The sequence below is a fragment of the Georhizobium profundi genome, from assembly GCF_003952725.1.
Lineage (GTDB): Bacteria > Pseudomonadota > Alphaproteobacteria > Rhizobiales > Rhizobiaceae > Georhizobium > Georhizobium profundi.
In genome coordinates this window covers 24769-36687 of sequence record NZ_CP032509.1, presented here as the reverse complement: position 1 = coordinate 36687, position 11919 = coordinate 24769, and the positions used below count along the sequence as shown (strand labels likewise).

The 11919-nt window shown below is 61.3% G+C and carries 13 protein-coding genes; 8 read left to right on the top strand and 5 right to left on the bottom strand.

Going from position 1 to position 11919, the window contains the following annotated elements; genetic code table 11:
• Window positions 1–23: 23 nt before the first annotated feature.
• The 3 genes from D5400_RS00195 to sppA form a co-directional block, all read right to left on the bottom strand.
• On the bottom strand, window positions 24–404 hold the full coding sequence (locus tag D5400_RS00195) for a DUF1049 domain-containing protein (RefSeq protein WP_245451381.1): 381 nt from the start codon (window positions 402–404) through the stop codon (window positions 24–26).
• A 72-nt stretch (window positions 405–476) separates the two neighbouring features.
• Window positions 477–767, bottom strand: a complete 291-nt coding sequence (locus tag D5400_RS00190) for an integration host factor subunit beta (RefSeq protein WP_126006504.1) — start codon at window positions 765–767, stop codon at window positions 477–479.
• Window positions 764–1750 carry a signal peptide peptidase SppA gene (sppA, locus tag D5400_RS00185; RefSeq protein WP_126006502.1) on the bottom strand — a complete coding sequence of 329 codons (987 nt, stop codon included), beginning with the start codon at window positions 1748–1750 and terminating at the stop codon, window positions 764–766. Before sppA ends, D5400_RS00190 begins: the two co-directional genes overlap by 4 nt.
• Window positions 1751–1925: 175 nt before the next feature.
• On the opposite strand from sppA, the gene D5400_RS00180 reads away from it, so the two are divergent.
• The 6 genes from D5400_RS00180 (at window position 1926) to ptsN (ending at window position 7068) form a co-directional block, all read left to right on the top strand.
• Window positions 1926–2606 carry an LPS export ABC transporter periplasmic protein LptC gene (locus D5400_RS00180; protein ID WP_126006500.1) on the top strand — a complete coding sequence of 227 codons (681 nt, stop codon included), beginning with the start codon at window positions 1926–1928 and terminating at the stop codon, window positions 2604–2606.
• Between the two features lie 10 nt (window positions 2607–2616).
• A complete protein-coding gene (locus tag D5400_RS00175; RefSeq protein ID WP_126006498.1) occupies window positions 2617–3177 on the top strand; it encodes an LptA/OstA family protein in 561 nt (186 codons plus the stop codon).
• Between the two features lie 24 nt (window positions 3178–3201).
• Window positions 3202–3993, top strand: coding sequence for an LPS export ABC transporter ATP-binding protein (gene lptB, locus D5400_RS00170; protein WP_164527986.1), 792 nt, complete (start codon window positions 3202–3204; stop codon window positions 3991–3993).
• Between the two features lie 125 nt (window positions 3994–4118).
• The gene (gene rpoN / locus D5400_RS00165) at window positions 4119–5696 is read left to right on the top strand and encodes an RNA polymerase factor sigma-54 (protein ID WP_126006493.1); all 1578 of its coding nucleotides are present in this window, start codon (window positions 4119–4121) and stop codon (window positions 5694–5696) included.
• A 256-nt stretch (window positions 5697–5952) separates the two neighbouring features.
• Window positions 5953–6528: a ribosome hibernation-promoting factor, HPF/YfiA family gene (gene hpf, locus D5400_RS00160; RefSeq protein ID WP_126006491.1), complete on the top strand. Its 576-nt coding sequence runs from the start codon at window positions 5953–5955 to the stop codon at window positions 6526–6528.
• A gap of 75 nt (window positions 6529–6603) precedes the next feature.
• Complete coding sequence (ptsN, locus tag D5400_RS00155; protein WP_126006488.1) at window positions 6604–7068, top strand: PTS IIA-like nitrogen regulatory protein PtsN; 465 nt, start codon at window positions 6604–6606, stop codon at window positions 7066–7068.
• 49 nt (window positions 7069–7117) lie between these two features.
• On the opposite strand, the gene D5400_RS00150 is transcribed toward ptsN, so the two are convergent.
• Both D5400_RS00150 and D5400_RS00145 read right to left on the bottom strand, forming a co-directional pair.
• Entirely contained in the window at window positions 7118–7405 is a 288-nt protein-coding gene (locus D5400_RS00150; protein ID WP_126006485.1) for a BQ00720 family protein, read from the bottom strand.
• Window positions 7406–7461: 56 nt separating this feature from the next.
• Complete coding sequence (locus D5400_RS00145) at window positions 7462–7887, bottom strand: Hsp20 family protein (RefSeq protein ID WP_126006483.1); 426 nt, start codon at window positions 7885–7887, stop codon at window positions 7462–7464.
• Window positions 7888–8052: 165 nt separating this feature from the next.
• Here D5400_RS00145 and D5400_RS00140 point away from each other — a divergent pair, with 165 nt between their 5' ends.
• Window positions 8053–9003 (top strand): nucleoside hydrolase, encoded by a 951-nt coding sequence (locus D5400_RS00140; RefSeq protein WP_126006480.1) that lies wholly within the window; start codon window positions 8053–8055, stop codon window positions 9001–9003.
• A gap of 71 nt (window positions 9004–9074) precedes the next feature.
• Window positions 9075–11918, top strand: coding sequence for a [protein-PII] uridylyltransferase (locus D5400_RS00135; protein WP_126006477.1), 2844 nt, complete (start codon window positions 9075–9077; stop codon window positions 11916–11918).
• Window position 11919 lies beyond the last annotated feature (1 nt).

The following is an 11919-nucleotide window of genomic DNA, read 5'->3' as shown; positions in this document are numbered from 1 at the left end:
CTTTCAAGATGGCGAGCGGACCATCACGTCCGGGCAGGCAAGGTGGACCCGGAGCCGCTCGTCAGGGAATTCGGTGAAGCACCGCCTGTCTGGCGGGCAAGATCGTTGGCGCGTTCGCGCTGCCGGTCCGCCTCGTTCTGCCACTTCGCCGCCTCGTAGCGCTGCTTGCGGGCGCGGTTGCGGTAGTGCCCTTGCGTGAACCAGGTGGCGAGGCCGCCAATCAGGATGCCGAGCATCAGCGTGACGAACAGAAAGACGAAGAACGGCCCGGTGATCGACAGCACGCTGTCATCCGGCGCGAAAGGGTTCAGCGCCAACGTCACCGCCCCGCGGTTCGCGATCGAGAGGGCGATCAGGATGACAGCGATGGGCAACAGGATGAGGATGTTGACGAGTTTTCTCACGCGAAAGCGCCTCTTGGTAATGACTGGTGAACCGGGCCAGCTTCTTGATCGGCGGCTTCATGCGAACCGCGTTCAGTCGACCTGATCGGGGTTCAGGCGCTCACGCAGTTCCTTGCCGGTCTTGAAGAAGGGGACCCACTTCTCTTCGACGAAAACGGTTTCACCCGTGCGCGGGTTCCGGCCGGACCGCGACGGTCTGTTCTTCACCGAAAAAGCGCCAAAACCGCGCAGTTCGACGCGATTTCCATCGGCCAGAGCATTGGTGATCTCGTCCAGGATCGCATTGACGATGTTCTCGACGTCGCGATGGAAGAGGTGCGGATTACGAGACGCAATGATCTGCACCAGCTCCGACTTTATCACGGTGTGTTCCCCCAGTCGTCTCGTGCTTGTTGCCCGCCAAACTGCCAAACCGAGATCAGACCGTCAAGAAACAACTTCTGATCGGTAAAAGCTGACAGAACCTGGCTTCCAAGAGCGGAATTGCCGAACATTCCACCGATGAGGCCTGCTGCTGCCTGGCCAAAGAGCAGGCCACGCGAGCGCTCGGGCTCCCAGTCGACGATATCGAGATCGGTGTCGATGTCACGCGTGCCGAGATAGGCGCGCACCTCGTCCTCCGCGCCAATGGCGTCGACCAGACCGTTCTGAAGCGCCTGACGTCCCGTGAAGATCGACCCGTCGGCGATCGCAAGGGTTTCCGGCCGCGTCATGTTGCGCCGCTCGGCCACCAGATCGACGAACCAGTCGTAGGAATCGGCGACGAGCCGGCCGATCATTTCTTCGGCTTCGGGATTTGCGGGCGAAAAAGGCGAGGGCTCTGCCTTGAGCGGCGACGACTTCACGGCGCCAACGCTGACCCCGATATTGTCGAGGAGCTCGGAAATATTGCCATATTGGAAGATCACGCCGATCGACCCGACGATGGAAGCCTCGCCGGCAACGATGTGGTCGGTGGCGCTGGCGATCATATAGCCGGCAGAAGCGGCAAGGCCGCGCACTTCGGCGACGACGGGTTTTACGGCGGAAATATCCCGCACCGCCTTATAGAGCACCTCGCCGCCATAGGTGGTGCCACCGGGGGACTCGATGCCGATGACGACGGCCCGAACGTTCGGATCATCGCGGACATCCTCGAGGCGTTCCAGCAGGTCTTCATTTGCCGTGATGACCCCGGAAACCATGACGCGCGCGATATGGGACCGTGCCTTCTCACCGCGCTCGGCAAACCCACCGGCATAGGTGAGGCCGAAGACGAGCAGCACGACGGCCAGCAGGCCGACGATGCGCCAGAAGGTCAGTTTGCGTCTGAGCCGCCGACGATCGGCGATGCCAGATTGGTCCAAGATAACAATCCTTTCACGTGATCCCGTGGCCGGTTTCCATACCAGAGCCGCAACCGCTGCGCCATGACGGCAGAGGAAATATCGCCGATGCATCCGTCGTCGACTGGTCGGTCAACGGCAAAATAACCATATTGGCGCACAAGGTCGGAGTTTGACGGATCAAAAGAGCGGCGAAATGGCAGTGAGTGGTGAGGCAATGGCGGATGGCAGCGGCACGGAAATCAGCCGTGCTGCGCGCGAATACCGCAAGGGGCAGCGCCATTCCGCCTGGGTAAAGCGGCTCAAGATCTTGCTGCCGGTCGTGTCGATCGGCCTTGCGGTCGCGTTCGTCGTTGTCTCGATCGCTTTCCGGGTCACCCCCGCCGACATCGTCTTCGATCGCATGACGATGGAAAACGGTGTCATCGTCATGGAAAATCCGGCGCTCTCCGGACAGAACGACGATCGCCGGACCTTCACGATGAACGCTGCGCGTGCCACCCAGAATGTCGCGACGCCCGATGTCATCACCTTGAACGACATCAAAGCGGAACTGCCCGTCGGCGACAATGAGGTCGCAAGCGTCGAGGCCGAGCGCGGGATCTATGACCGCCTGCTCGAAACCCTCGTGCTCGATGCACCTTTCACGGTGCGTGCGACCGGAGGGCTTGAAGTCGATCTTCAATCCGCCAGGTTCGACATGGGTGTCGGGGCCATGGAAACCAATGACGGTGTTGTCATCCGCAATGGCAAGACGTCTCTTGTTGCGCAGTCTGTTCGGATCAGGGATAACGGCGCGATCATAGTTTTCGAGCGTGACGTGCGGATGATTATCGATCCGTCGACGCTGAGCAGCCGCGAAGAAAGCGCCGACTGATATGTCTTCCATGAATTTCTATACTTCGTCGCTCGCCCGTCCGACGCGTTATGCGGCCGTTGTCCTTGCAGCGCTCGCCCTGTCGGTGCCGTCTCTTCAGGCGCAGACGGTCGAGCGGCAAAGCTCCAGGTTCGCTTTGTCCGAGGATCAGCCGATCCAGATCGAAAGCGACGAACTGCAGGTCAGCGAAAGCAATGGCCGCGCCGATTTCACCGGCAATGTAAATGTCGTTCAGGGCGAGATGGTGCTGAAGTCGGGCGCCATGACCGTGTTCTACAGCGGCGACAGCGGCTCTGTATCCACCGGAACGGCGGCGATCGAGCGCATCGAATTGCGCAACGACGTGCTTCTTCAGTCCGGCGAGCAGACTGCGACCGCGGACGCCGGCACCTACGACATGTCGAACGAAATCCTGACACTATCCGGCGACAGGGTCGTTCTGTCGGAAGGCGACAACGTCCTCGTCGGGTGCAAGCTGACGGTCGAGGTCGCCAACGGCAATGCACGCCTCGAAAGCTGCGGGAACCGGGTGCAGATCCAGTTGAACCCAGCCTCGCGGCCTTCGGAATAACGGCCTCAAGGACCCATCCTCTTGCTGAATTCTCTCTTCAACCGGGGAGCGCCGCCGGCGCGCGACAGCGATGCGCCATCCGAGGCGCGTTACCAGGGCACGCTGATCGCGAGAGGCCTGACCAAGAGCTACAAGTCGCGCGCCGTCGTCAACGGCGTTTCCCTCGGTGTGCGTCGCGGCGAGGCCGTAGGCCTTCTCGGGCCGAACGGCGCCGGCAAGACGACGTGTTTCTACATGATCACGGGGCTCGTTCCGGTCGACAAGGGCACGATCGAGATCGACGGTTTCAATGTGACGCAGATGCCGATGTATCGCCGTGCCCGGCTCGGCGTCGGTTACCTGCCGCAGGAAGCTTCGATCTTTCGTGGCCTGAGCGTCGAGGAAAACGTCCGCGCCGTTCTCGAGGTCGTGGAGCCCGACCGGAAGAAGCGGTCCGAGAAGCTCGCCTCGCTGCTGGAAGAATTCCACATCGACCATCTCGCCAAGTCGCCGTCCATCGCGCTTTCGGGCGGCGAGCGGCGTCGGCTCGAAATTGCCCGCGCACTGGCCTCCGACCCGACCTTCATGCTGCTCGACGAGCCGTTTGCCGGCGTCGATCCGATCGCGGTCGCCGACATTCAAAATCTTGTTCGCCACCTGACCAAGCGCGGTATCGGTGTTCTGATCACCGACCACAATGTGCGCGAAACGCTCGGCCTCATCGACCGGGCCTATATCATCCACCAGGGCGCGGTGCTGACCCATGGGCGGCCGGATGAAATCGTGGCCAACCCGGACGTTCGCCGCCTGTATCTGGGCGAACAGTTTACGCTTTAAGCACAGTGTCGCAGAAATCTGCTTTGACTTGACCCGGTTCGGGAAAAAAGCAATTTTTGGGCCACATCACTTTGGTCGTGCGGCAAGCCGCACCGAGCGTCGCGTTTCGGGAGTTCGTTTCAGTCATGGCACTGTCGGCAAGCCTGCAATTGCGCCAGAGCCAATCACTGGTGATGACCCCGCAGCTCATCCAGTCGATCCGGTTGCTGCAACTGACTCATATTGAACTCAACCGCTTCATCGAGCAGGAAGTCGAAAAGAACCCCCTGCTGGAATTGGCGGGTGATGACGGGGACCTGCCTGCCCACGATTTCGGTCGCTCAGGTGAGCGACGGTCGGACGACGGCGACAGGCGCGATGATGCAGTCGGCGATGGAGTTCTTGCCGATGGCGATGCCGATTGGGCTAAAAACGGCCTGACACCGGATGGCGAGTTCGTGTCCGAACGTCTGGATGCCAACTACGACAACGTTTTCCCCGACGATGGCGAGCCGCAAAAGGCCGCGTCGCCCGAATTCCTCGACAGCTGGAAATCGATGCCCGGCGCGAACGGCTCCGGTGCCGGCGACATCCATGATCTCGACGAGTTCGTCGCGGCCGCAACGACGCTGCGCGATCATGTCGAGGCCGAGATCGCGCTGTCCATTGCTGATCCCATCGAGCGCGTCATCGCGGCTGAGATCGCCGATCATCTGGACGATGCGGGCTATGTCGATTTCGACGCGGCTGTGATGGCCGAACGTCTGGGCGTTTCGTCCGATGTGATCACGGCCGTGCTCGCTCGGTTGCAGCGCATGGACCCCCCTGGGTTATTCGCACGGTCGCTGAAAGAATGCCTCGCACTGCAGCTGAAAGCGCGTGATCGGCACGACCCGGCCATGGCGTGTCTTCTGGAGAACCTGGAATTGCTGGCGCGGCGGGATTTTGCGGCACTGCGCAAGCTCTGCGGCGTCGACGATGAAGACATCCTCGACATGCTGGGCGAGATCCGGGCGCTGGACCCAAAGCCAGGCCTGGCCTTTCAGAAGGGTAGCGTCGAGACGATCGTGCCCGATGTCATGGTCCGCCAGGCCGCGGAGGGCGGCTGGCACGTGGAACTGAGCCCCGACGCTTTGCCGCGCGTGCTCGTCAACCAGACGTATTACGCCCATGTCAGTCGCATCGCCGGCAAGAGCCCCGCAGACCAGGCGTTCCTCGCCGAATGCCTGCAAAGCGCCAACTGGCTGACGCGCAGCCTCGATCAGCGCGCCCGCACCATCATGAAGGTGGCAAGCGAGATCGTCCGCCAGCAGGATGCTTTTCTGCTGCATGGCGTGAGCCATTTGCGGCCGCTCAATCTGCGCGCCGTCGCCGACGCGATCGGCATGCATGAATCGACCGTCAGCCGCGTTACCTCTAACAAATACATGATGACGCCGCGCGGCGTGTTCGAGCTGAAGTATTTCTTCACTGTCTCGATCGCCTCGTCCGAAGGCGGGGATGCCCATTCGGCCGAGGCAGTGCGGCAAACGATTCGCAAAATGATCGGCGCGGAAGCGGCGGATGCGGTTCTTTCCGATGACGATATCGTCAAGGTGCTGAAGGATCGGGGCATCGATCTAGCCCGCAGAACCGTCGCGAAGTACCGGGAATCGATGAACATTCCCTCCTCGGTCCAGCGCCGACGGGAAAAGAAGGCGCTCATGGCAAGCGTCGCTTCCTAGGCTTTCAGCTTCCCTGAGTGCCGGTTCGCCTTGCTTGACAGGCCATTCTGCGGCGCGTACACGCCCCGCCATTCGTGGAGCCGGCTGTACCAAAGTGCATGAGGCTGCGTTCTGAAAAGGTAACCGCCGACGGCCGGAAGATATGCGCGAGCCAAGCGCCGCGAAGGACCGGACCGATTACGAGGTCTGCGCTTGGATGGCGCACGACCTTGGCATAAGCTGACACCGCAAGTCACAGAATAAGAAAGGGCTCTCCATGAGCGTGCGCGTGTCTGGAAAACATATGGAAATCGGCGAAGCCTTCCGTACCAGGATCGAGGACAAGATCCAGGATGCGGTGAGCAAGTATTTCGACGGAGGATATTCCAGCCAGGTGACGGTCGAGAAATCCGGGTCGCGCTTCACCGCCGATTGCAAGATTCATCTCGATACGGGCGTGGTAATGCAGGCGACCGGGGAAGGACAGGAGCCGCAGTTCGCTTTCGATGGCGCTTCGGAGCGCCTGGAGAAGAGACTGCGCCGCTACAAGCGCCGTTTGAAGGACCATCACGCCGGCAACGGCCAGAGCAAGATGATGGAACTGCCCTACACGGTTATGGACAGCGGCTCCGACGAGGACGACGAAATTCCTGAGGATTACGCGCCCGTCATTGTCGCCGAGAGCTCAAAAGTGGTAAGAACCATGTCGGTCGCAAGCGCAGTGATGGCGCTGGACATGACGGATGAACCGGTTCTGATTTTTCGCAATGCCGGCAACGATGCCCTCAACGTGGTTTACCGCCGGACAGATGGCAACATTGGCTGGGTCGACGCAGCCAACAATAAATCCTGACGAGTTGATGCGTAATGTCCGCCCCTTTTTGGGGCGGACGTTCGATGTCGCCGGGATGATACGCGAGGAATAGGAATGGCTTTGGCTGATCTGCTTGCCCCGGACGCGGTGATACCCGCGCTGAAGGCAAACTCGAAGAAACAGCTCCTTCAGGAACTGGCTTCGAAAGCCGCCCAAATCACCGGATTGACCGAACGGGAAATCTTCGAGGTCATTCTTCAGCGCGAAAGGCTCGGCTCAACCGGTGTGGGGAACGGCATTGCCATTCCGCACGGCAAATTGACGACATTGCCTGGAATCGTCGGTGTTTTTGCGCGTCTCGATCAGCCGATCGATTTCGAAGCGCTTGACGATCAACCGGTCGACCTCGTGTTCCTGCTGCTTGCTCCGGAGGGTGCGGGTGCGGATCACCTCAAGGCACTGTCGCGCATTGCACGCGTGCTGCGGGACCAGGACACTGTCGCTAAGCTGCGTGCGAGCGACCAGGCGTCGGCCATCTATACTTTCCTGACCCAGGACGAGGCGTCGAACGCCGCCTAATACCGAGGGCAAGCGTCGAAGACGCCGCCCTCGGGTATCTATGCAAGCGTCAGTGAACGCTGACGGTGCTCAGGTCGTTTTCGGCTGCCTTGAAGAAGGCGCTAGACCGGCTGTCGCTCAGGAGGATCGGCGTACCGTCGGCACCGAAGAGACCCCAAAGGTCGAGGCCGGGTTCCAGATCCGGCGCCTGAGGAAACTTCTTGGACACGTCTTCCGACCGCATCTTTCGGATATAGCCGACTTCGCCATTGCCCAGATCGGCAAGCTCGTTCGCGCTAATCTTCGCTGCCAGCTCGGCGCCGGCGGCATCTCGCGATGTCAATTCCTTGAAAGCCATGGCATTTCTCCAAACGGGCCGCTCGATCGAAGATCGACTCGCGCGCCCTGCATATTTCAGTCTCGAACCGAAATATTAATTTTCTTCACCAGTCGCTGCGGTTCCGGACGGGCAAGATCAATGGAAAGCAGTCCATTGTTCAACTCCGCAGAGAGAACTTCGATCCCATCCGCCAACACGAAAATGCGTTGGAACTGTCGCGCGGCAATACCGCGGTGCAGATAATCACGCTCTTCGGTATCGACCTGGCGGCCACGGATGATCAGTTGGTTCTCTTCGGTGGTCACATCCAGCTGGTCGTCGCTGAAGCCAGCGACGGCTACCGTGATGCGCAACCTGTCTCCGATGCCGTCGCGTGGGGCTATCCGCTCGATATTGTAGGGCGGATATCCATCACTCGCCTTGGCGAGACGCTCCAGCGTCTTTTCCATTGTGTCGAAGCCGAGCAGCAGCGGGCTCGAAAAGGGAGTTATGCGTGACATCGTCTGCCAGTCCTTGCACGAAGCGACCATTCAGGCGGAGACCCTTAGAAGGCGGCATCTCCGTTGCTCTCAATATGGGTGGCGGATTGCTGCACTGCAAGCGGCTTGCGGCGAGGGGCCGGCAAGGATAGGCGTTGCCGGAAAGAGACCAGGACCTGATACTTCATGCAAAGCGGCACAAAGCGCAAGATCATCATCGATACCGATCCGGGACAGGACGATGCAGCCGCAATTCTGCTCGCGCTGGCAAGCCCGGAACTCGACATTCTCGGTATTACGGCCGTCGCCGGCAACGTTCCGCTCGACTGGACGACGCGCAACGCGCTGATCATCTGCGAATTGGCGGGGCGCGCCGACGTTCCCGTTTATGCCGGCGCCCATGCACCGTTGAAGCGTCCGCTTGTGACGGCGGAACACGTTCACGGCAAGACCGGGCTCGACGGTCCGCTGCTCGATGAGCCCGTCGGCGAGCTTCAGGATGAGGGCGCGGTCGATTTCATCATCCGCACGCTGCTTGCCGAGGAGACAGGCACGGTCACCGTCTGTGCGTTGGGGCCGCTCACCAATCTGGCACTGGCTCTTCAAAAAGCCCCAGAGATCGCCGGCCGCATTGCCGAGATCGTCCTGATGGGCGGCGGCTTCTTCGAAGGCGGCAACATCACGCCCGCCGCCGAATTCAACATCTATGTCGATCCGGAAGCGGCGGATGTGGTGTTTCGCGCAGGCGTGCCGATCGTTATGATGCCGCTCGATGTCACGCACAAGGTGCTGACCACCCGTGCCCGCACCGAAGCGATCGCCGCGCTCCCTTCGAAGGCGACGCGAGCGCTTGCCGAAATGCTGGTGTTCTTCGAGCGGTTCGACGAGCAGAAATACGGTTCCGACGGTGCGCCGCTGCATGATCCTTGCGTCATCGCCTATCTGCTTCGCCCCGAGCTTTTCGCCGGACGTTTCTGCAATGTCGAGATCGAAACTGCCTCGGATCTCACGCGCGGCATGACGGTCGTCGACTGGTGGCATGTCACTGACCGGGCGCCGAACGCGACTGTCATGCGCGAGGTGGATGCCGAGGGCTTCTTCACCCTTTTGACGGAACGTCTCGCAACCTATTCCTGAGCGGCCGCAATGGCGCCCGGGCATCGAGATAGGCTATAGCGCTTATGGGAAACTGGGGCCGGCATGATTCCATGACGCAGCACGACATGAAGTTCACCGAGATCGTCGACGCCCCTGCGCTGGCCCGGGCCGTTTCGGCCATCGCCGCCGAGCATGGGGGCGCCACGCCGGAGGCACGCGCTGCCCTTCTTGCCGAGATGCGACGCGTGAGCACCGAGGGCCGCGAGAAGGCGCGTTCGCTGCTGGAAAGCGATGGTTCGGGCCTGCTCTGTGCGGCACGAATCTCACATCTCCAGGACACGATCATCACCGCGCTCTTCGACTTTGCGACGACGCATGTCTATCCCTCGCAAGGCTCCGGTACTGGAGCGGGTGACGGGATGACGGTGGCGGCCGTCGGCGGCTATGGCCGCGGCACGCTCGCGCCCGGCTCCGACATCGACCTGCTCTTCGTGCTTGCCGATCGCCGTTCGGGGCGGGAAGAAGAGGTCGCCCAGTTCGTGCTCTACGTGCTCTGGGACATGGGCTTCAAGGTCGGGCACGCCACGCGCACGATCGACGAGTGCATTCGACTGTCGCGCAGCGACATTACCATCCGCACCGCGATCCTCGAAGCGCGACGCATCTGCGGCGCGGTCCCGCTCTTCGACGCCCTGACCGAGCGTTTCGACACGCAGGTGGTGCGGTCGACGGCGCCGGAATTCATCGAGGCGAAGCTTGCCGAACGGGATCAGCGCCACCGCAAGTCCGGTGACACGCGCTATCTCGTCGAGCCGAACGTCAAGGAAGGCAAGGGCGGCCTTCGCGACCTGAACACGCTGTTCTGGATCGCCAAATACTTCTACCGCATCGACGACGAGGCGGAGCTGGTGAAGCTCGGCGTGCTCTCCAAGGGCGAATTCAAGGTCTTCAAGAAGGCCGAGGATTTCCTCTGGGCCGTGCGCTGCCAGATGCATTTCCTCACCGGCAAGGCCGAGGAGCGCCTGTCCTTCGACATTCAGCGCGAGATCGCCGAAGCGCTCGGTTACCACGATCACCCGGGCCTCTCCGCCGTCGAACGCTTCATGAAGCATTATTTCCTCGTGGCCAAGGATGTGGGCGACCTGACCCGCATCCTCTGCGCCGAACTTGAGGACCAGCAGGCGAAAGAGGCGCCGGGCATCACCGCGATGATCACGCGGTTCACCGCCCGCACGCGCAAGATCGCCGGCACGCTGGATTTTCTGGAAGACCGGGGCCGCATCACCATCGCCGACAAGGACGTCTTCAAGCGCGATCCGGTAAACCTGATCCGCCTATTCCACCTTGCTGATCTCAACGGCCTCGAGTTTCATCCCGATGCCTTGAAGCGGGTCACGCGGTCGCTGCGGCTCGTCAAGAACGAGCTTCGTGAGGATGCCGAGGCAAACCGGCTTTTCCTGTCGATCCTGACGTCGCGCCGTGATCCTGCGCTCATTCTCCGGCGCATGAACGAAGCGGGGCTGCTTGGTCGGTTCATCCCGGAATTCGGCAAGATCGTCGCGATGATGCAGTTCAACATGTATCATCACTACACGGTCGACGAGCACCTCATCCGCACCGTCGGCGTGCTTTCAGACATCGACAATGGCCGCGACATGGATGCCCATCCGCTGTCGTCCAAGATCATGCCGAGCGTGGAGGAACGCCAGGCGCTCTATGTGGCCGTGTTCCTGCACGACGTCGCCAAGGGGCGGCCGGAAGATCACTCGGTTGCCGGCGCCCGTGTCGCCCGCAAGCTCTGCCCGCGCTTCGGTCTTTCTCCAAAGCAGACTGAACTGGTCGCCTGGCTCATCGAAGAGCACCTCAAAATGTCGATGATCGCCCAGGCACGCGACCTCAACGACCGGAAGACGATCGAGGATTTCGCGCAGATCGTGCAGTCGCTCGACCGGCTGAAGCTGCTCCTCATCCTCACCGTCTGCGATATCCGCGCGGTTGGCCCCGGCGTCTGGAACGGCTGGAAAGGCCAGCTCCTGCGCACACTTTATTATGAGACCGAGCTGATGCTGTCGGGCGGTTTCTCGGAAGTCTCTCGCCGGGAGCGCGCACTGTTTGCCTCCGAGCAGTTGGGCAAGGCGCTCGCGTCCTGGGATGAGGCGGACCGTCAGCGCTACCTCGGCCTGCATTACGAGCCGTATCTTCTGTCGACCGAACTCGAAGACCAGATCCGCCATGCCGAATTCGTGCGCGAGGCCGATCGCGAAGGGCGCGTGCTCGCGACGATGGTGCGAACCCATTCCTTCCACGCGATCACGGAAATCACCGTGCTCTCGCCCGACCATCCGCGCCTGTTGACGCTGGTTGCCGGTGCATGCGCTGCGGCCGGCGCCAACATCGCAGACGCGCAGATCTTCACGACATCCGACGGCCGCGCTCTCGACACGATCCTGATCAACCGCGAGTTCAAGGACGATGCCGACGAGATCCGCCGGGCTACGAGCATTGGCCGCCTGATCGAGGACATGCTTTCGGGCAAGAAGCGCCTTCCGGACGTGATCGCCCCTAAATCGAAACAGCCGCGCAAGGCACACGCCTTCAAGGTCCCGCCGGCGGTGACCATTTCCAATTCCCTCTCGAACAAGTTCACCGTGATCGAGGTCGAAGGGTTGGACCGTCCCGGCCTGTTGGCGAGCATCACTGCCGTACTGTCGGACCTCTCGCTTGACATTACGTCTGCACACGTCTCGACCTTCGGGGAAAAAGTCATCGACAATTTTTACGTCACCGATCTCGTCGGCCACAAGATCGTCTCGGAAACGCGCCAAGCCAACATCATTGCCCGGCTGAAGGCGGTGATGGCGAATGTCGAAGATGAAGCGCGAGAGCGCATGCCGAACGGGATGGTTGCTCCGCCGACGCCGCGCCGTGCGTCGGCCAGACGCGTGAAAGCCTGAA